The 21,435-nt window shown below is 50.7% G+C and carries 19 protein-coding genes; all 19 read right to left on the minus strand.

All coding sequences use genetic code 11. The annotated features are described in order from the left end of the window. Nucleotides 1-92 precede the first annotated feature (92 nt). Entirely contained in the window at nt 93-1,214 is a 1,122-nt protein-coding gene (locus BZK40_RS08765; RefSeq protein WP_079934501.1) for a glycosyltransferase family 4 protein, read from the minus strand. A 456-nt stretch (nt 1,215-1,670) separates the two neighbouring features. Continuing rightward, a complete protein-coding gene (galF, locus tag BZK40_RS08770; protein WP_079934502.1) occupies nt 1,671-2,564 on the minus strand; it encodes a GalU regulator GalF in 894 nt (297 codons plus the stop codon). Between the two features lie 165 nt (nt 2,565-2,729). Next, nucleotides 2,730-4,124, minus strand: coding sequence for a colanic acid biosynthesis protein WcaM (gene wcaM, locus BZK40_RS08780; protein WP_079934503.1), 1,395 nt, complete (start codon nt 4,122-4,124; stop codon nt 2,730-2,732). Between the two features lie 11 nt (nt 4,125-4,135). Further along, nucleotides 4,136-5,356, minus strand: a complete 1,221-nt coding sequence (gene wcaL, locus BZK40_RS08785) for a colanic acid biosynthesis glycosyltransferase WcaL (RefSeq protein ID WP_079934504.1) — start codon at nt 5,354-5,356, stop codon at nt 4,136-4,138. Further along, nucleotides 5,353-6,633: a colanic acid biosynthesis pyruvyl transferase WcaK gene (wcaK, locus tag BZK40_RS08790; protein WP_079934505.1), complete on the minus strand. Its 1,281-nt coding sequence runs from the start codon at nt 6,631-6,633 to the stop codon at nt 5,353-5,355. The genes wcaL and wcaK overlap by 4 nt, the downstream gene beginning before the upstream one ends. A 23-nt stretch (nt 6,634-6,656) precedes the next feature. Further along, entirely contained in the window at nt 6,657-8,135 is a 1,479-nt protein-coding gene (wzxC, locus tag BZK40_RS08795; RefSeq protein WP_079934506.1) for a colanic acid undecaprenyl disphosphate flippase WzxC, read from the minus strand. Nucleotide 8,136: 1 nt separating this feature from the next. Continuing rightward, a complete protein-coding gene (gene wcaJ / locus BZK40_RS08800; RefSeq protein WP_008785190.1) occupies nt 8,137-9,531 on the minus strand; it encodes an undecaprenyl-phosphate glucose phosphotransferase in 1,395 nt (464 codons plus the stop codon). Between the two features lie 54 nt (nt 9,532-9,585). Beyond that, nucleotides 9,586-10,956, minus strand: coding sequence for a colanic acid biosynthesis phosphomannomutase CpsG (gene cpsG, locus BZK40_RS08805; protein WP_079934507.1), 1,371 nt, complete (start codon nt 10,954-10,956; stop codon nt 9,586-9,588). Between the two features lie 135 nt (nt 10,957-11,091). Further along, nucleotides 11,092-12,528: a mannose-1-phosphate guanyltransferase gene (gene cpsB, locus BZK40_RS08810; RefSeq protein WP_079934591.1), complete on the minus strand. Its 1,437-nt coding sequence runs from the start codon at nt 12,526-12,528 to the stop codon at nt 11,092-11,094. Further along, nucleotides 12,528-13,754 (minus strand): colanic acid biosynthesis fucosyltransferase WcaI, encoded by a 1,227-nt coding sequence (wcaI, locus tag BZK40_RS08815; protein ID WP_079934508.1) that lies wholly within the window; start codon nt 13,752-13,754, stop codon nt 12,528-12,530. Before wcaI ends, cpsB begins: the two co-directional genes overlap by 1 nt. Continuing rightward, nucleotides 13,751-14,230, minus strand: coding sequence for a GDP-mannose mannosyl hydrolase (locus tag BZK40_RS08820; protein ID WP_079934509.1), 480 nt, complete (start codon nt 14,228-14,230; stop codon nt 13,751-13,753). Before BZK40_RS08820 ends, wcaI begins: the two co-directional genes overlap by 4 nt. Nucleotides 14,231-14,232: 2 nt before the next feature. Beyond that, nucleotides 14,233-15,198, minus strand: a complete 966-nt coding sequence (fcl, locus tag BZK40_RS08825) for a GDP-L-fucose synthase (RefSeq protein WP_079934510.1) — start codon at nt 15,196-15,198, stop codon at nt 14,233-14,235. Nucleotides 15,199-15,200: 2 nt separating this feature from the next. Then, nucleotides 15,201-16,322, minus strand: coding sequence for a GDP-mannose 4,6-dehydratase (gmd, locus tag BZK40_RS08830; protein ID WP_079934511.1), 1,122 nt, complete (start codon nt 16,320-16,322; stop codon nt 15,201-15,203). A gap of 24 nt (nt 16,323-16,346) precedes the next feature. Next, nucleotides 16,347-16,901 carry a colanic acid biosynthesis acetyltransferase WcaF gene (gene wcaF / locus BZK40_RS08835; RefSeq protein ID WP_048235022.1) on the minus strand — a complete coding sequence of 185 codons (555 nt, stop codon included), beginning with the start codon at nt 16,899-16,901 and terminating at the stop codon, nt 16,347-16,349. Nucleotides 16,902-16,910: 9 nt separating this feature from the next. Further along, on the minus strand, nt 16,911-17,657 hold the full coding sequence (gene wcaE / locus BZK40_RS08840; protein WP_079934512.1) for a colanic acid biosynthesis glycosyltransferase WcaE: 747 nt from the start codon (nt 17,655-17,657) through the stop codon (nt 16,911-16,913). 5 nt (nt 17,658-17,662) lie between these two features. After that, nucleotides 17,663-18,880 carry a colanic acid polymerase WcaD gene (gene wcaD, locus BZK40_RS08845; RefSeq protein ID WP_079934513.1) on the minus strand — a complete coding sequence of 406 codons (1,218 nt, stop codon included), beginning with the start codon at nt 18,878-18,880 and terminating at the stop codon, nt 17,663-17,665. Further along, entirely contained in the window at nt 18,855-20,072 is a 1,218-nt protein-coding gene (wcaC, locus tag BZK40_RS08850; RefSeq protein ID WP_079934514.1) for a colanic acid biosynthesis glycosyltransferase WcaC, read from the minus strand. Before wcaC ends, wcaD begins: the two co-directional genes overlap by 26 nt. Further along, on the minus strand, nt 20,069-20,557 hold the full coding sequence (gene wcaB / locus BZK40_RS08855; protein WP_032943932.1) for a colanic acid biosynthesis acetyltransferase WcaB: 489 nt from the start codon (nt 20,555-20,557) through the stop codon (nt 20,069-20,071). Before wcaB ends, wcaC begins: the two co-directional genes overlap by 4 nt. Before the next feature lie 2 nt (nt 20,558-20,559). Continuing rightward, nucleotides 20,560-21,402, minus strand: coding sequence for a colanic acid biosynthesis glycosyltransferase WcaA (wcaA, locus tag BZK40_RS08860; RefSeq protein WP_000206145.1), 843 nt, complete (start codon nt 21,400-21,402; stop codon nt 20,560-20,562). Nucleotides 21,403-21,435 lie beyond the last annotated feature (33 nt).

Here is a 21,435-nt window from a genome sequence, read left to right on the forward strand (position 1 = left end):
TATCTGAAGAAAAAAACGCACGCTTAAACATAGACTACCAGCCTATCACTTTACTATAATAATGATGTTATTAATAAATAATATAGTTAAAATTAACATAATATATTGATGATTTTTTCATTTGTTTTATTAGCATCGAAATGTTCGAGCGCGATATTATAACTTTCATCACCCATTAATGTGATTAATTCGGTCTTAGTAATAAATTTATCCATACTCAAAACCAGATCTTTTGCAGACCATCGTTGAACAATAAAACCATTAACGCCTTCCACTACTGTATCTCGACAACCTGGAACATCAGTAGTTATAACAGCTCGTCCAATCGCCATTGCTTCCTGTGTACTTCTCGGGTACCCCTCTCTATATGACGGAAGAACAAAAACGCTACTTCTTGCAATCCAATCAGCCACATTATCTACGTGCCCAGGATAATTTATTATATTATTTGACAACAGATTATCTAGTTCTTTTTTTGTTATACTGCCAGGATTTTCAGGATCAATATCTCCTAAAACATTAAATTCAACATCAGGGTATTTTGACTTAATTTCTTTAGCAGCTGATATAAACTCATGAATACCTTTTTCTTTTAATAATCTGCCAATAAAAATAAATGAAACTGGTGCTAAAGGAGGAGTGCTCCGTTTGTACTTTTCTAAGTCAAGACCTATTCCACCTAATACTTCAACTTTATCAGAGGAGATACAGTTTAATTTTATTAGTTCTTCTTTATCATCATTATTTAGAACTATCAGATTATTAACTTTTCTAAATGCAACTTTGTATAACAATATTTGTATATTTTTTAACAATTTTGTCTTGAATTTTATCCCTTCAGGTTGTTCGGTGAAGGCATATCCTAAACCTTCCAACATCGCCACCCTTTTACTTGTTCCTGCATAATAGGCAGCAATAGTCCCAAAAATTGACGGTTTTGAAAAATAAGAAAGAACAACGTTTAAATTTAATGCCTTTAATTTCTGGTACAACAAATAAGTATAGTGCAAGTCCTTTAATGGATTCATTCCTGCTCGACTGAATTTATAATCTACCGGAATAGCTCCCATACTACGGATTTCTTTTTTATACTTTTCATTATAGTCGAGAGAAAAAGCATAAACGGTGTGTCCATATAAAACAAGTTTTCTAATCATCTCCCTACGAAACCCCAGCAAAGACTGTGCTGTTGTTCCAATAATAGCAATTTTCATTATTCTGTACTCATCCATCTGTTATACTTTTTATATGGTATTCTATCGCTATGAACAATATAACTCACATATAGACAATCAGCATTTTTTGTGGTTAATGTTTAAAACCACTTCATTTAATTCAATTTATGGTTAAAAGAGCATATAAAATCCACATAAACGCTACCGCCCCTGGCTCAACAGCTACCAGTGCACTCGCAAAATGCCAAAGATGTAACCAGCCCCGCTAGCTATCGCAAAGCCATCTTAAATTCAAACGCTAATTGTCTTACCAAACGCGACCAGAAACAAGGAAAAAACCAACAAAAAGCAGATTAAACTTGGTAGGTTAACTTGTTGTTATTGGTCATTTTTCATAAAAAAACGGCAGTAACATTCCATTGCTTAAAGCATAGAAGCTGGGATGTTAACTGCCGCTATTTTTTCTGGCTTACCGTCACAAAGACCTGTAAATCTCTACTCGCTAAGCAACTTCTCAATGCTCTTACGGAACTTCGGTCCTTCCTTCAGGTTACGCAGACCGTATTTAACGAATGCCTGCATGTAGCCCATCTTTTTACCACAGTCGTAGCTATCGCCTGTCATCAGCATAGCATCAACAGACTGTTTTTTAGCCAGCTCTGCAATGGCATCCGTCAACTGGATACGTCCCCAGGCACCTGGAGCAGTTTTTTCCAGCTCTGTCCAGATATCAGCCGAAAGCACATAGCGCCCTACAGCCATCAGATCAGAATCCAGCGTTTGCGGCTGATCGGGTTTTTCGATGAACTCAACGATACGGCTGACTTTACCTTCGTTGTCCAAAGGCTCTTTGGTCTGAATAACAGAATACTCGGAAAGATCGCCTTCCATACGCTTAGCCAGCACCTGACTGCGCCCGGTTTCATTAAAACGAGCAACCATAGCAGCCAGGTTGTAGCGCAGGGGATCTGCAGTCGCATTATCCAGAACAACGTCAGGTAATACCACGACAAACGGATTATCCCCAACAATTGGGCGAGCACAAAGAATGGAATGGCCCAGACCCAGCAGCTGTGCCTGGCGAACGTTCATAATAGTCACGCCGGGAGGACAAATAGACTGCACCTCGGCTAAGAGCTGGCGCTTAACACGCTGCTCAAGCAGCGATTCTAGTTCGTAAGAGGTGTCGAAGTGGTTCTCAACGGCGTTCTTAGACGCATGAGTCACCAGAACGATTTCTTTGATACCGGCAGCTACAATTTCGTCGACAATGTATTGAATCATCGGCTTGTCTACGATCGGCAGCATCTCTTTAGGGATTGCCTTCGTGGCAGGCAACATGTGCATCCCCAGACCTGCTACCGGAATAACTGCTTTCAAATTAATCATTAAGTCATTCACCTATTCAATTGTTGCTGAATTATAGCTTTTTAGCTTGTTTTAGCCAGTATGAATTACATTACTCCGATGCCGCGTATGTTACGCCGCTTATCTGCGGAATGCAGTAATCTTAATCCCAGGCGGGTACAACTTTTGCCAGGAATGGTCGCAAAGTTACCTCCCCTGCCCCGGCAGTCGGAAATTCACCGCTTCGACATTCACCACCTGATGGTTTACCCGGTCAATGTCAACTGAACTTTGCCCGCTTTCGTTTACCGCATGGATATTCGCCAGTGATAGCAAGGTGCCCTGCTTAGCCATAAACTTGCCGCGTACGTCCTTGCGCAGATCGAAGTGCATCTTGAGCGCGGGTCCTGTTGTGGATTGCTGCATCACTCTGATATTACGTAAAAAAAGATGCTGCGGTTGGTTGTGCAACTCAAGCGTGGCTCGTTTCATCTCAACGTTGGTAATGGCCACGAACGACGTTGCATTACCTGATGAGATCTGAATGCCACGTAATTTATATTCAAGTTTCGTGTTATCCAGATGGATATTATTTAACTTAAAGTTCTGCGGGATGGATAAATATCGTCCTTTAATAACACCGTAGCCAATGAGCATACCTGCGCTATTTTCCATATTGATATTATCAATCACGAAATTATCACAGCCATAAATAGCGACCGTCGCATTATCAATACCTGCTTTCTTACTAAAATCTGGGGTAATATTTCGTGCGGTGATATTACGAATGATAAAATGTTTACCGTTCTCTACATGGACTAACTGTCGACAGTCGGTGCCGGTGATATTCGCCACGACAAAGTTTTTTACCGCCAGTTCATCGGGATAGGTATTGTCATAGGTACTGCCCGCCAGTCCGATGCCGATGCCCCAGTTCACGTTGCCGTTGGTACAGTTAATACGTTCAATGACATGGTCAGAAATGAGGATGTTGCTGTCGTTGATCGCCACATTCCACTCAATGGCATCTCCCTGTAGATCGCTAAAACGGCAGTTTGTAATCTTTACGCCATCCATCCGGTTATGAAAGCCCTGACGCAGGATCCCATAGTTGGCGCGCGTGACGGTAATATCATCGATAACCAGATTGCGCATCAGCCTCGGTGTTTTGCCGCCGATATAGATTTGCGTCACTGGCCCGAAACCACTCATGGCAATCCCTTTTATCACGCAATCCGAACCGCGCACATCGAGAGTAACATTCCTCAGGCTCCCGCCCTGCTCACCCACTACCTTACATCTATCCTGCAGAACAAAGCGACCACGGCCATTGCCGCTGATTCTGCCTTGCAGGTGTAGCGTTTTGCCAGGAGGAATAACGATAGCGGTATTGAGATCCTTACATTCCAGTTCTTTGGGTACGACTACCGTTTGTCCTTCTTTGAACGCCTGCCTGAAAGAAGCGACCCAATCCTTTGGGTTGTAATTCTGAATGTTGACGCTGTCCGATGATTCAAGCGCCCGGACAACGGGAGAATGCAGTACGACAAGCGCAGAGCCTGCCGTCAGAAAAGTACGGCGTGAGAGTTTGTTCTCTGACATACAACCTCGATTTACATCGTTTGCAGCAGACTGGCTAACTGTTTATTGATCGCTAACTGATTAAATTCAGTTTCAATTTTTTCGCGCGCACACTGCACAATCGGCTGTACCTGCTCACTGTCGAGCAGGCTAAATGCCGCTAAACGCTCTGCCAGGGCCTGCGCATCGTTTTCCGGTGCCAGCCAGCCAGACTTGCCCGACTCGACCAGCTCAGGGATCCCACTGTGAACAGTTGAAATCACCGGAATACCTACCGCCATCGCCTCCATCAGCGCCACCGGGATCCCCTCCATATCGCCGTCTCTTCCGGTAATCGACGGCAGCAAAAATACATCCGCCTGCTCAAGCATCTCCTTCACCTGATGGCTGGGCTTAAAGCCGGGCATCTCAATCACGTCATCGAGTTGATATTGCTCGATCAGTGTGCGTAAACGTCGCTCCCAAGGGCCGATACCCAGAATGCGATAACGAAATGAAACGCCCTGCTCTTTTAACTGACGACAGGCTTCGATGGCGACGTGCAGTCCTTTTTTCTCGGTTAACCGGGCGACAGAGATAATTTCCAGCGGTGCAGCTGGTGCTTTCAGTTGGCGAGGGGTAAAACGCGTCATATCAATACCCATACGCGAAACCGCGATTTTTTGCGGCGGGCATCCCATGTTTTTTAAACGTCCGGCCCAGAGATTGCTGATGGGTAACATCAAATCTCCACGTTGAAACAGCTGCTGATACTCAGGGGTATAGCGGGTAAGCACATCCCGATGCGAAACATCGACGCCGTGAAATACCGTAGCGATTTTTCCGCGGATCATCCCAAGCTCACGCAGCTTAGCGGCCGTTACGCCTGCTGGCCCAAAATGAGCAATAAAGACATCCGCTTCAAACGCCCGCGGATTCCCACCGCAAATGGCCGCCAAAATCAGATTACGCGCTTCTTCGCCATAGCGTGCAACATTAAGCGCTTTCCAGGTCGCTGCGCGGGTGAGACCGTGCAGAGCCGCCGCCGCCCTATATTTCAGCTTCGCCAGTTTGCTTTCCGGTTCATTCAGCAACCAGCGCGTTTTTTCACCCAGCCGGTAGGTATTAAATGAGGCATGCGTATTTTCAAGATCGCCCTTCTGCAAAGCGACAATCTCCACGTCGTAGCCCATATCGATAAATGCGGTTATCTGATTGAGTACAAAGGTCTCAGAAGAGAGAGGAAATTTAAGCAGGAAAAAGCCAATCTTCATTTTTCCCCCTCAATACGCGTTAAAACCGACTGCACCATGTGCACCCCGCGTTCGCGTTCGCGTGTCACAGCATCCCCAAGCCGTATGTTCAGTTCAGGTAGCTGTCCGAGGGTATCGGCGACCTTTCCTTCCAGACTGCCATCGAGCAGATGGCGAATATCGACAGCCATCTCCGGCAACCCCAACTGTTGCATGATCCCTGCCGATTTATGCTCGTAGTTAATGGCGATGGCCGGCGTCATAAAATTCATCGAGATGATGGCCGAGTGCAACCGAGTACCCACCGTCAGATCGCATGCCCCCAGAATCTTCCCCATCTCCAGATCGTTAAGTTCATCCATCACCACGTGATATCGGGCCGGGTCGTTAACATACTGGCGAAGATTTAACGCCACCATGCGGTCATCTTTGTTGTAACTATCAATACCGGTGCATGTTGACAGTGCAATCACCTGGTAACCTTCATCGAGTATGCGGTTCACTACCCCGGCAAAAGCTTGCTCATAGGCCTGCTGCGTTGTCCCCAGACGCTTATCAAAAGGCGCCAGCTCGCGCAATGTAATGGCAACGGTCTTCTGTTTAGCCGCCATGTCTAACCAGTGCTGTACCGCATAACCTGGCTCAAAATCCTCATGATGATTGTCGACCAGCCAGGCCGTATCTACGCCTGTTTCGACTTTATCCGTGGTAATTGCGCTGCGCTTCATCAGATCCAGACTGACGGATTCACGTAAAATCAATGCATTACAGTGGCCAAACACGTAGTTCGCCAGTTGATTAAACTGCTCATCCTGGAATGGCCCCACGCTATGACCAATCATGTACAGCGGTTTTTTCGCCATAAACGAACACAACGCATGTTCAAACTGCGGCACACCATACAGATCGACAAAGAACGATCCGCCGACCTGGATGATGGCGTCATAGCGCGACAACAAACGAACAAAATCGGTAAAGCCCTGGGCGATAGCGATATTGCGCAGATTACCGGAGTCGGTAACACGCGAGAGCAGTACCTGGTGCTGATAGCGACGACGCAGCACCTTCTTCACGCGCCCCATAACACCCGCTGCGTTGTTGTGTTGCTTCATCTGCGAATACAGCGGATCGCCCATAACCGGGCGGTTCAGCAACCACGAAGAGCTCACCGGGTAGCGGCTCATAACATCCACTTCAGTCTCAGGACGCAACGCGTTAATGGCATCCAGCAAACCGCGCAGGATCGCGCTATCCCCTCGGTTCCCGCAGGTATGGTTGCCCAAAATTAATAGTTTCATTTTGACCTCTTAAAGCGTTGTTCTTATCCTGCACGGAGCAAGGTTTTCATTTTTTCACTGCGACAGAGCTGGCGTTTTATTTCCACCACCAGCGGATGACGCGACAGCACCATCATTAGCGCAAACGCCAGTGCCCCTGCCGCTATCTGGCTCCCCAACAACACGCCCAACGACAGCTGGTCATGCAGCATTACGCCCAGCGCATAGCTCACTACAAGGGTTGGCAAGGAGAGATACAACGGCAGCCAAAGACTGAGCATGTACTGGCGGTAGCTGGAGCCAAGAACAGGTTTAATCATCACGAAATAGCTGAGGACGGTGTTAATCACCTGGACCAGCAAAAAGCCCAGCGTCACGCCAATCGCCCCGGCCAGATGCCCACCGATGAAAATGGCTGGAATAAACAGAAAGGTTTTTAACACATTGAATTTAAAGCTGATATCGACCCGCGCTTTCGCCATCAGCAGTGAACCGATTGGATTCCCCACCGAGCGCAGCAGCCCAACAATGCACAGCAGTTGCAGGATGGGGATAATGCCGTTCCACTTCTCGCCGAATACCAGCGGCACCACGTTATTCGACACCACCATCAGTCCCAGCAGCGTCGGGAAGTTGATAATCCCGACCACCGACAGCAGCTTGTAAAAATTCACCCGTAGCTTTTCACTGTCGTCCTGGATTTTGGCAAACGCCGGAAACAGCACGCGGGTGATAATCGGGTTCAGTTTGATCGGGGGGACAACCGCCACATTCCAGGCGAGATTGAATCCGCCCGCCACGCCAGCTCCCAACGTGCGGGCCAAAACCAGCGTGGAAAGGTTGGTATTGATGTAATTGATGATGCTGTCTGCCGTCAGCCACGCACCAAAACGCAGATTCGACGAAACGGATGCCAGCGAAAAATGCAGCCCCGGACGGTAAATCCGGCGACCAAAATAGCCGAACAGCAGCGTACGTAGCGTACTGTTTACCAGATACCCGAGAATGGCCGTCAGTGCGAGCGGCCAGAAATGGGCGCTGACTACGGTAAAGGTAAAACCGGCCAGTACCGAACTGGTTTCAATCATGCCAATTTTGTTGAAGGCCAGCTCTTTTTGCATCAGCGCGCGAAACTGCTGCCCGTGCGGTATCACCACAAACGCCAGCGATAACGTTTTGATGAGCGGTGCCAGTTCTGGGTTATTAAGTACGCTGGCAATCGTCTCGCTCAGTAGAAACATCGCCACGCATACCACGATACCCAACCCAACGTTGAGCCAGTACAGCGTGGTCAGCTCAAGATAGCCAATCTCTTTGCGCTGAATAATTGAGTTGGCGATACCAAAGTCAGACAGTGTATCGGCCAGCGCGATGATCACCAGCGCCACGGTTAACAACCCGAACTGGTGGTTATCAATAATCCGTGCCAGTACGGTCATCTGGATAAGCCCCAGACCAATGATGATCACCGTGGCAATCGCCGACCACTTTGCGCCGTTAAGCGTTTTTTCTCGTAAGCTCATGTTAATACGCCGCTTTGTTGACAAAGCCTTTGAATACCGTCAGAAAAACAATTTTGATATCGAACCACACGCTCCACTCGCGAATGTATTCGAGGTCAAACTCCACACGTTTTTCCATTTTTTCCAGCGTATCGGTTTCACCGCGCCAGCCGTTGATTTGCGCCCAACCGGTAATACCCGGTTTCACCTTATGGCGTAACATGTACCCCTCGATCAGCTGGCGGTACTGTTCGTTATGCGCTACCGCATGCGGGCGTGGCCCAACAATAGACATGCCCCCGGTCAGCACGTTAATAAACTGCGGCAGTTCATCGAGTGACGTTCGGCGCAGGAAATTCCCCACAGGGGTAACGCGCGGATCGTTTTGCGTCGCCTGCGTCACCACCGCGTCGTTTTCCATCACTTTCATCGAGCGAAATTTCCAGACTTTGATCGGCTTTCCGTCCATGCCATAACGGGTCTGGCGGAAAATCACCGGTCCTTTGGAGGTCAGTTTTACCAGTAGCGCTATGCCACACAGCACCGGAGAAATAAGCAGCAGGATCAGCGAAGCCAGCACGATATCTTCCGCGCGCTTTAACAGGCGATTAATCCCCGAGAGCGGCGTGTCATACAGCGGCACCACCGGAACGCCGTTCATCTCCTCAATCCGTGAATGCAGAATGTTGAAGGTAAAGACATCAGGAATAAGGATCACTGAGCAGGTGGTGTCGGCCAGCTCACGAACCAGTTTTTTGACGCTGGCGCCATCGCTCATCGACATGGCGATATAAACGTTATGAATACGAGAGGCTTTGGCGTCGTCCACCAGTTGTTGCAGATTACCGGCCCAGTCGCGGGAGTTTTTTCCAGGGATAGGATCGTGATAGACCCCTGCCACTTCAAATCCCAGCCACGGTTCATGGCGAAAGCTGTCCAATAGCATTTGTCCCGCGGGCAGGTCCCCTGCCACCGCCACCCGGCGCGTGTTATACCCGCGATTACGCAACCATCCCGCGCCGTAGCGAATAAACGAACGGCTCAACACCAGGCCAACGCTGGATAGCAGATACCACGCCAGCCAGACGGCGAGACGGTTATCAAAATCGTTATTAAAGGCGATCAGACCTGCGCAAAAAATCAGACTCAGCGTCCAGTTTTGCAGCAACAGCACCAGCTCAGTGGAAATTTTGACACCGCGCCAGGAGCGATAAAAATCCGTTATGCCACCGAGCATCTGAAAAACGACCAGCGTGATCAGCGCCACCAGCAGGTGCATGTACAGGAAAGGCAAACCGCTTAATTCGCAGATTACCCACAACCCGCCAAACATGATGGTGATATCTGAAAAGCGTTGCACCATCGAAATTAACGACGCATTGGTTTTGGCGCGTTCGCGCTTTTTTAGATGTGTCATCGTGGTTCCTGTTAGTCACCCTTTGCCCAGAATCGGGCAAAGGAAGCACCAGCATTACTGATTCAGTAACGCCAGAAGAGTGCGCGTTCGCGCTTCCATCAACGGAATATCTCCGCGCGATTCCACGTTCAGGCGCACCACCGGTTCGGTATTGGAAGAGCGTAAATTGAAGCGCCAGTCGACAAACGACATGCTGATACCGTCCGTTCTGTCCACCGACAGCGCCTCACGAGAAAAATGCTGCTCCACGCGCGCAATCGCTGCCGTCGGCTCTGCCAGCGTACTGTTTATTTCACCACTCGCCGGGTAGGCCACCATCCGGTCACGGACCAGTTCGCCCAGCGACTGTCCTTTCAGACACAGCAGTTCCGCCACCAGCAGCCACGGGATCATTCCGCTGTCGCAATAAGCAAAATCGCGGAAATAGTGGTGCGCGCTCATTTCGCCACCATAAATGGCATCTTCATGGCGCATCCGCTCTTTGATAAACGCGTGCCCGGTTTTAGACATCACCGGTTTACCGCCTGCCGCCGTCACCACATCCACGGTGTTCCAGGACAGGCGTGGGTCGTGGATAATTTTCGCCCCCGGATTCTTCTCCAGAAACGCTTCCGCCAGCAGGCCGACAATGTAGTAGCCCTCAATGAACTGACCTTTTTCATCGAACAGGAAGCAGCGGTCAAAATCACCGTCGAAGGCAATCCCCATATCCGCGCCGTGTTCAATCACCGCGTTACGCGTGTCTGCCCGACACTCCGGCAGCAGAGGGTTGGGAATACCGTTGGGGAAGTTGCCATCCGGCGTGTTGTGAATTTTGATGAACTCGACCGGCACGCCCAGCGCCTTGAAACGGACTTCAATGGCGTCAACCACCGGACCTGCCGCGCCGTTACCGGAATTGAGCACCAGCTTCATCGGTTTCAGGTTGGCGGGATTGATGTAACCCAGCAGGTGATCAATGTAGGCATCGCGGGTAGTAATGCGCTGGTAGCGGCCACGTTTTGTCTCATCAACCGCCGGGAAGTCGTTGGCTTCCGCCAGACGCTGCACGTCGCGCAGACCGGTATCACCGCTGATGGGCCGCGCCCCTTCCCGCACCAGCTTCATACCGTTGTAATCCATCGGATTATGGCTGGCGGTCACTTCAATACCGCCGTCAATGCCCAGGTGGAAAGTGGCGAAGTAAATCTCTTCGGTGCCCGACATGCCAATATCCAGCACATCCACGCCCGCATCCTGCAGTCCTTTCGCCAGCGCCAGCTTTAGCGTTTCGCTGGTCAGGCGCACGTCACCGCCGAGGACAATCGTTTTTGGCTTCAGGTACTCGCCGTAAGCGCGGCCAATGCGCCACGCGATATCTTCATTCAGCTCTTCGCCCAGCCTGCCGCGAATATCGTAGGCTTTGAAACAGGTTAATTTCGTCATGATTTACCCTTCTTCAGGCAACAGGAGGCCCTGACTCTTAATGAGCCTTTTAATGAGTGTTAAATGCATTTCCCGGAGCGCTTCGCTTATCGGCCCTACGGTGTTGTAGGCTGGATAAGCGCAGCGCATCCGGCATCAGGTACGCCCGTATCTATCCGCAAACCGCACCACATCATCCTCATCGAGATAAGATCCGGAGCGCACTTCAATCAGATCGAGCGGGATTTTCCCCGGGTTCTCCAGACAATGGGTCGCCCCCAGCGGAATATAGACAGACTCGTTTTCAGCGAGCAGTTTGATGTCGTCATTGATTGTCACCTTCGCGGTACCAGCCACCACAACCCAGTGTTCAGCCCGGTGATGATGCATCTGCACGGACAATCCCTCACCGGGTTTAACGGTAATTCGCTTCACCTGGTAACGGTCTCCGGCATCAATAGAGTCGTACTTACCCCATGGACGGTAAACTTCACGGTGAATATGGTGTTCATGTCGTCCGTCAGCTTTAATTTGCTCCACCACTTTTTTGACGTCCTGCACCGCGTTGCGATCGGCGATCAGCACCGCATCTTTGGTCTGCACCACCACCAGATCCTTCACCCCGACGGTCGTCACCAGGCCAGATTCGGCATACACGTAGCTGTTTTCCGTTTTATGGCTAATGACGTCACCATGATGCACATTACCTTCAGCGGTATGGGCGCTGATTTCCCACAGCGATGACCAGGAGCCAACATCGCTCCAGCCTGCGTTCATGGGCATCACCACCGCATCGGCCGTACGTTCCATTACCGCATAGTCCACAGACTCTTCCGGGCAGGCGAGAAACGCCTGTTCATCAACGCGGATAAAATCGAGATCGGGGTCAACCGTGCTCATGGCGTTTTCGCAGGCCTCAAGAATGTCGGGGCGATATTTTTTCAGTTCTTCCAGATAGCGCCCGGCCCGGAACAGAAACATGCCGCTGTTCCAGTAGTAGTCGCCGCTCGCCACGTAAGCCAGCGCGGTTTCCAGATTGGGCTTTTCAACAAACTGCGCCACCTCAAAAGCCACGGCGTCGGTATTGGTCGGCGAAACCTCGCCACGACGGATATAGCCATAGCCGGTCTCCGGCTGGTCCGGCACGATACCAAACGTCACCAGCTTACCCGCACTGGCATACGGCATTGCATTGCGAACCGCCTCGCGAAATGCTTCTTCGTCAGCAATCATGTGATCGGCCGCCAATACCAGCAGCAGCGGATCTTCCCCCGGGCTTTGACGTTTTGCCGCCAGCGCGGCCAGCGCTATCGCCGGTGCCGTATTGCGCCCGGCGGGTTCGAGAATAATATTCTCAGTCAGCTTATGCAGTTGTCGTAGCTGTTCCGCCACGATGAAACGGTGTTGTTCATTACAGATAACCACCGGGCTTTCGCACTCCACACCGTTCAGACGACAAATCGTTGTCTGCAGCATGGTGAGATCGCCTTTCAGGCACAGAAACTGCTTTGGATACAGCACGCGGGACAGTGGCCATAAACGGCTACCCGAGCCACCGGCCATCACCACCGGAAAGAGTTTGTTTTGACTCATCATGTACCCCGAATATCTGCAATAAATTGGCTCAGCACGTTTTCTTTATCCAACGTGCGTTCGGCATACTCACGTGCCACCGTGTTAATCTTTGGCATGGTTAACGCCTGTTGAATCCCGCCAACCAGCGCATTCACTGATTCAGGCTCGACACACACCGCGATGCCTGGGTGAGCATCACACAGCTGACCCAACTCGGTCTCAGGTTCGGCGGTAATCACCGCGTTTCCACCAACGGCGAGGATATTGGTCAGTTTGGAGGGCAATACGGCATCCGCCGCACCGCGCTTTTGTACCACCAGATGGCAGTCCGCCATCTTGAGCAGCGCAGGCAGCGCATCATAAGATTGCAGCGGAAAGAACATCACATTGTTCAGGCAGCGTTCGCCAGACATACTCTCCAGCCGCGCTTTACCCCCGCCCTGCCCGACAATCACAAACAGCCAGGGCTGTTCGCTCAACAGAGCCGCTGCGTCGATCACACTCTCCAGCCCTTGCTTTTCACCGATATTGCCTGAGTAGAGAATGATTTTTTTATCATCAGGCAAGCCCAGTTGCTGGCGCAACGCCAGAGCATCAGCATCGTTCACGTCACGAAAACGCGCTACTTCTGACCAGTTCGGAAAGAAAATGACCTTCTGTGCATCAACGCCCTTCTCCTGCGCTTTATTCATCATTGAGCGAGAAATGGTCGAAATATGGTCCATATTCAACAGCCCACTGCGCTCAAAGGCGCTGGCCAGTTTTGCCACCGCGCCACGCTTGCCTTTGCCCGCCATGCCAAGCCCCAGCATGGCATCGACTTCGTAATCCTGAATATGCAGCAGCGTGCGCGCCCCGGACAGCTTCGCCAGCAGGCGCATGCCCGGCGTACAAAACAGCGTCGGCACTACCCCAATGATGCGATCCGGCTTCCAGCGGCGCTGTGCCAGCAGCGGGAAGAAACTGCTCAGGGCGAAACTACCTAAATGCAGCAAGCGCTTGAGCGTAGAAGGCTGCTCAGGCACATACAGCGGACAACGCCAGACGATGGCATCTCCTTCTTCACGACGATAGCGCCAGGATGAATAGCGACCGTTGACCTTCCACTGCGGATAATAAGGCGGCGCGGTGATCACCCGTACGTCATGCCCCTGTTGCGCCATCCACTCCACCATTTCACCGGTGTATTTACCGATACCGGTCAACTCCGGCGAATAGTTGATGCCATACACAAGGATCTTCATAGCCCGGGTACTCCGGCCTGACTCTTCTCACAGAAGTAAGCCCGGCTGTTGTCGTGCACGTGGTCACTGGTCAGAATCTCTTCAATTGCCAGCCAGCGGTACGCGTCATGTTGAACGTCAGGCAGTTGCAGGTCGTTTTCCGACACCCGCAGACGAAATCCCAGCACGATGTAATGCGTTGAGAAATCTTCCCCGGAAAAGTTGTCGTCATAGAAGTGCTGCCAGACCCCGTAAAACTTTGCAGCGGACAGCGGTAAACGTAACCCCAGCTCAGCGTCAGTAAGCCGCTCAAAGGCCGCGCGCAGCGGTTCATCTTTTTGCACCCGACCGCCGGGCACGAACCAGTACCCCTGCGCCGGACGATTGAGGCGCTTGCCAAGCAGAAATTCGCCGTGGGCGTTTTCCACGATCAAATCGATGGAAATCAGCGGAGTTGAACGTACAACGGTGGCAAAATCCTCATGACGTAAAAACATGCTTACCCCCGGTAACGCTGCTGGTTTTCAAGGAACCACTGATATGTACTGGCAAGCCCCGCTTCCAGAGATATCTCGTGATACCAGCCCAACTGATGCAGACGCGTAACATCGAGCAATTTGCGCGGCGTGCCGTCCGGTTTGCTGGCGTCAAACACCACGCGCCCCTTGTAACCCACTGCCTGCGCGATAGTCTGGGCCAGTTCACGGATGGTGCAGTCCACACCGGTGCCCACGTTGATATGCGACAGCATTGGTTGGGTATATTCCTGCAACACTTCCTGAGCCAGCTCCATCACGTGGATACTGGCCGCCGCCATATCGTCGACATGCAGAAATTCACGCATTGGCGTCCCGCTTCCCCACACCACCACATCCGGCGTATTTTGCTCGCGAGCTTCATGAAAGCGGCGCAGCAGCGCCGGGATCACATGCGAATTACTCGGATGAAAGTTGTCATGCGGTCCGTACAGATTGGTCGGCATCACCGAGCGATAATCACGGCCATACTGTCGGTTATACGATTCGCACAGCTTGATACCGGCAATTTTGGCAATCGCATACGGCTCATTGGTCGGTTCAAGTGCCCCCTGCAAGAGTTCACTTTCGGCGATTGGCTGGGTAGCTTGCTTGGGATAAATACAGGATGACCCGAGGAACAACAGTTTATTCACGTTATGCAGATGCGCTGCATGAATAATGTTGCTCTCAATCATCATATTTTCATAAATAAAATCAGCAGGATAAGTATTGTTTGCCACAATCCCTCCCACTTTTGCCGCCGCCAGATAAACCTGGTCAATACGTTCAGCGGCAAAGAACGCCTGCACCGCACCGGCGTCCAGCAGATTAAGCTGGTCGCGAGTACGCAGCACCAGTTCTACGTTATCTCGCTGCGCCAGTTGTCTGACGATGGCGGCCCCCACCATCCCGCGATGGCCCGCCACAAAAATACGTTGTGTCTTCATCCTCAGTACTCCAGCGCGATGGCGACCTCGTAACCGTGCGACTTGAGCAGGGAATGTTTCTTCGCCGCATCAAGATCGTTGGCAACCATTTCCGAGATCATCTGGCGCAGTGTGATTTCCGGTTTCCAGCCCAGTTTTTCATGTGCTTTGGCCGGATCGCCCAGCAGCGTTTCCACCTCAGCCGGACGGAAGTAGCGCGGATCGACGGCGATTATCACATCCCCAGGTTTCACACCCGGCGCATCGTGTCCGGTCACAGAAACCACAATGCCTTTTTCATTCACGCCCTCACCTTCAAAACGCAGTTTGATACCCAGTTGCGCCGCCGCCATTTCTACAAACTGGCGCACGGAATACTGCACGCCGGTGGCAATCACGAAATCTTCCGGCTTATCCTGCTGCAGCATCATCCACTGCATCCTGACGTAATCTTTGGCATGCCCCCAGTCGCGCAGTGAATCCATGTTGCCCAGGTACAGGCAAGACTCCAGCCCCTGAGCGATGTTGGCGATCGCCCGGGTAATTTTGCGAGTGACAAAGGTTTCGCCGCGGCGCGGAGATTCGTGGTTGAACAGAATGCCGTTACAGGCATACATCCCGTAAGACTCGCGGTAGTTGACGGTGATCCAGTAGGCGTACAGCTTGGCAACGGCATACGGTGAACGCGGATAGAACGGCGTGCTCTCTTTCTGTGGGATTTCCTGTACCAGACCGTACAGCTCAGAGGTGGACGCCTGATAAAAACGGGTCTTTTTCTCCAGACCAAGGAAGCGGATCGCCTCCAGCAAACGCAAGGTGCCGATCGCATCAACGTCTGCGGTGTATTCCGGTGAGTCAAACGACACCGCGACGTGACTCATGGCGCCCAGGTTATAGACCTCATCCGGTTGGACCTCTTTTAAAATACGGGTCAGGTTGGATGAATCCGTCAAATCACCATAGTGCAGATGGAATTTGGGATTGCCTGAATGCGGATCCTGATAGATGTGGTCCACACGTTCGGTGTTGAATGATGAAGCGCGACGCTTAATACCGTGTACTTCGTACCCTTTTTCCAGCAGGAGTTCTGCCAGGTAAGAACCATCCTGCCCGGTTACGCCAGTAATGAGAGCGACTTTTGACATGTTATAACCTCTTCAGTGATCCCCTCAGGGAGTAACTTTCTCGACGCGTTCGCGCGTGACTACTGCGGGATTTCCCCGACAAATGACATTTGCTGGCAGCGATTTAAATACGCTGCTTCGTGCTCCAACGACGGTGCCATCGCCAATCGTCACGCCAGGCGCGACAAAGACATCTGTCGCCAGCCAGCATTTAGCGCCAACCACAATCGGCGTGGCGTTAATATCAAAATGTTGACTGGCATAATCATGACTCCCGGTGCATAAATAACTTTTTTGCGAAATAACTGCATGGGCGCCAATCGTAATATCACCTAACGTATATAAAACCGCGTCGTCACCCACCCAGGCATAATCTCCCAGGGTTAATTTCCACGGATAAGTAATTTTTACTGAAGGCCGAATGACTACGTTTTTTCCTATTTTTGCACCAAACATTCGTAATAAAAATGCACGCCAGCGATACATGACCTGCGGTGACCAGCGAAATAATGTTGCTTGCACCGCCCACCATAATTGCACTTTAATAGCACCACCGCCGCGAAAACCTCCAGGCACTTTAAATCCGCTTAAGTCCTGCATAATATGCCCTTACGTTTTCCCATATAAGTTTTTTGTTTTAGCGGTTGTGCGCAGACGTAAATATTCTGACAAACCGGTCCAAAAACCTGGCATGTGTAATATCTGGCGCTGTACTTTTTTGGCATCCCGACACAATTCCAGATTATTCGTCGTTGACACTCCTCCCATAGAAAACTCCGATACCAATCCGCTCAACTTTTTAAAAGCGTAACCGGACTTGTATAATTGGGCTGCCAACGCGTAATCAGACGATATTTTATATTGCAAATCATAATGCCAGACATTCAGTCCTGAGAGCGGAAAGAATATCGCCTGATGACTGGCGGGCAGGCTGTGATAAATATACCAACCCGGTTTTGCCCGGCGCTTAATTTTGTTGCCATTGCCGAAATCCAGCAACGCATCGCCAATGACCATGGTTTGGTCGCTCTGCATTTTTAGCTGGCGGATAAAATGTGCCGCGTCCGCATGCAAAATATCCCCGGAGTTGAGGAACAGCGCGAACCGTCCGCGCGCCATCGCGATGCCTTTGTTCATCGCATCATAGATGCCGTTATCCGGCTCGCTGACAAACCGTAACCGGTGTTCCCCACTAAGCCCTTCAAGAAACGCCGACGTACCATCCGAGGAGCCGCCATCAACAACAATCCACTCAAAACTGATATCACCCGCTTGCGCCAGATGTGCCAGCGATGCGTGAGTTTTGACGATCCCTTCCAGATTGCGAAAGGCGACGGTAATGATACTGAGCAGCATGTGAGTTACCTCGCGATATTCAGCGCCTTGCGCAATATAAACGGACACACAATTAAAAATGCGTATTCCGGACTAAATACTGAACCTGTAAAAAACAGTGACAACGGTGTAAAAAGATAAAGCTGCACCCGATAATTCTGATTATCGCCAAACGCATTGATCATCATTTTCATGACCTTCCCCATGTACCACAGGGCTAATATCACCGCGAACCATGAAAAATAAATAATCAGCAGATACAAACCATTGTCTATTGTTTTACCGACATCTGCACCGTTAAAAATTCCGAATGACGCAACGTATTCATAAAGTGAGCCAAATCTCACTACGCCATCAACGTTCAGTAACGAATAACCGACCATCACTAATGGCCCTACGATACGATAATACGATGACGAACCTTCAGTCCCTAAATCACCAAGCCGCGTTGCGATGTACGGAAAAGCAAATATCACCCCAACTAAAAACACGCTTAATGAGATTATCGCCAGCGGTAGCTTCTTTTTTATCGCATCCTTATTCAGGTACTGGAACGCCCACTCCAGGAGATAAAACAAAATAAACGTCATTACTCCTGAAAACGATCCTGATAATATTATCCCTGCCAGAATCATAGCATCGGACTTAGGTGTTTTGATACCAAACTGTTTGATACTGAGCCAAATTGAGATTAACGCCAGAGCGAAGAATGCCGGTTCGAAATAGAGCGCAGTGGTACGTTTCCCACCAAACTTAATAAAGTTCAGAACATAGCTGTTACTGTAAATAAGATATTTCGAAATAACTTCCATTAAACTGCTGCCGCCGCTGAGAATTATCTGTGTCATTTCAACCGCAGCTAACCCCACCACCAGCCCCACCACCAGCCAGAAAAAACGCAAAATCTTAATGTAGTTATGCGGTGAAATGGTTTTGAAGCGAATACTCCACACCATGCCAATAATCACCACGGTATAAACAAACAGCATCGCTGACGTTACGTACTTGCTTGCATCCAGTGATTGGCCGAACAGGTAGTTAAACGCCGTCAGCCCGCCCCCTACGCCCAGCGCAATCATTAATTTTTTGATATTGATGCGCTCGACAAACAGCAACAGCAGAACGGGTAAGAAGGTGACGATAGTTATCGGGAAGCTCTCGCCAAGCTGGGCGAGTTTGACGTTAACCAGCAGATAAAGCAGCGGTAGCACCAGATAGCTACAGATTCTGATAGAACGAGACATATTCCTCCAGCATCTGTTGCCCACTGTATGCCACCCGACTGCGCTGACTGAACGCGGTAAGGGACGTGTCAAATACCGCCTGCGCAATGTCTGATTTTTTCAGCTGCACCAGCTGCAATACGTCCGCTTCGCTGAACGTTTTGCCGCCTGATTTAGCCAGCACTTCCTGCGCGGCATCGCTGTGCGTGGCAATTACCGGTACGCCGATGGAAAGCGCTTCGCACAGAATCAGCGGGTAGTTATCGACACGGGAGCTGAACACCAGTCCATCCATCCGATTAAGCGCACTCATCAACGCGCGCTTATCGCTCTCAAAACCGTGGTTGATGACGTTATCTCCCGCAAATGGCGAAAATTTGCCGAAGGTATGCAGCTCAATTTTGTCCTCAAGCGCGGTAATCGCTCGCACTAGTTGTTGACTGGTTTTGCCGTCATAGCGCAGGTCATGAGCCACCACGGCAATTTTCGGCCGACCGCTCTCCGCAGGCATCGCGGGTAGTTCGGCAAGAATGGCTTCAGTTGCCACATCAATGCCATTATTGATAATGCGGCAGCGTCCCACGCCATACAGGCTGTTGAATGCGTCGGCCACATGTTGACTGGGCGAGATAAACTGGCAGCCCAGCGCCAGCATGGCACGGAACATCTGCCGCTTACCGGGCAACTGCTGATGGGCTTTATCGACTTTTACCGGCGGATAGTTGCTGAGCGTTGGGCATTTCTGGCAGCCCGTTTTCCAGCCTTCGCAGCCATCGGTAAAGGCACAGCGCCCGGTCACGCTCCAGTGATCGTGCAGGGTCCAGACGAAGGTGATATCCGGTTTATGCGCCTTCACTTTTTGGCAAAAGGTCACCACCTCTTCCAGGTTCAACCAGTAGCTGTGCAACACATGAAAATGCAGTACCAGCGGGCCGCAGGTGCGGGTAACCGTGCGATATAGCTTGTCGAGATTGCCGAACATGTCGCGATTTGCAAAACGAAACAGCGCAATGTTAGCCGCCGACGTCAGGCGCGGCGTATATTTGATAACCTGTGGGTATTTCGCATGACTGGCGCTTTTTTTACCGCCTTTGCCATAGCCATAGACAAACCGTGACGACAGCCCTTTTTCCAGCGCGCGAAGATGCAAATCTAACGCCACACCTGCCGCCCCACCTTCTGCGAGTCGCACATTAAACTGTAATATCTTCATTTTATTACCTTCACCCGTGCCTTCTCGCCCACGACCAGCGTATTGTCCGGAACGCTATCCACCACGACGCTCCCGGCGCCAATCGTCACGTTATCGCCAATAGCAACGTCGCCGAGCAGAGTGACATTGGCCCCCAACTCAACGCCGTTACCGATGACCGGACAGGATGGATCGTTGGCACCAAGATTGCCGATAGTGACGCCGTGGCGTAGGGTAAAATCATCCCCCGCCACCACGTGTTTGTTGATAACCACCCCATAACCATGATGGATGGTGAAACGACGACCGATTGATGCAGCAGCCTGAATTTCATAGCCAAACAGGCATTCGGTGATAAGGCGATACATCACCAGCACCGGGGCAGCCCACAGGTTGTTTATGATATTTTTTTTACGCCAGACGGAGCAAAAATGGGCAATCCGATAGGCCGCCACCATGCAGCAGGGGCGCAGACTCCAGCCGTTCGCGCGTAAATCTTCCAGCATAATTAGCGTCCTCGCAGTCCGTCGGCCAGACGCTTACTGTTACGAACAGAAAGCAGCGTCAGCAGCGTGCGCCAGTTCATCCTTTTATTGCGGATCTGATAGAGGGTAAACAGCTGATATTTCTTACTCGCCCGGTCAAATTTGCCTTTGTGCTTGCGGTAAAACTGAAAGTAACCGGAGAATTTATTCGGCGATGAGGTAATACGCATCTCGCCGTGATTCACATGCAGGATCTGCGTCGCCTCTTTGACCTTCCACGGTTTGCCATACGCCACCACCATGCGCAGGAAGATGTCGTAATCCTGCGCCGCTTTCAGCGTGGTATCGAACAGGCATGCTTTAAACCGCCATGCCCAGGTAAATACCTGATTACCAATGATGTTGCGTTTATAAAACCTGCGGCGCGAATATACGGACTTCGGATAGAGCGGCAGACTGGTCGGCTGCGAATACACTTCGCCCTCACAGACATAGTCATTGGCATACAGAAACGCCCGTGTGACCAGTTGATGCCGATACTGCAGGAACACGCTCAGGCGGTTCGGCGTCCATTCATCATCATCATCAATCCCCGTAATGTATTGCCCGTTGGCCTGCATAATGGCCTGATTACGCACCGCGCAGGCCCCGGAGTTGGTGGAATTATGCGTATACGACACGCGCGGATCGTTGAGTTCCTCAACAAACTGCTGCAACTGCTCATATGAGGAAGAGCAATCATCCACAATGATCATCTCCCAGTGAGGATAGTCCTGGCGCAACACCGATTTAATCGCCCGAATGGCCAGCTGCTGGCGGTTCCAGGTTGGCATATAAATTGAAATTAGCGGGTTTTCTGTCGTCATTTTCGTTTCCGGATAGATACGCTTTTGTAGGCC

The sequence above is a fragment of the Citrobacter portucalensis genome (genome assembly GCF_002042885.1).
Taxonomy (GTDB): domain Bacteria; phylum Pseudomonadota; class Gammaproteobacteria; order Enterobacterales; family Enterobacteriaceae; genus Citrobacter; species Citrobacter portucalensis.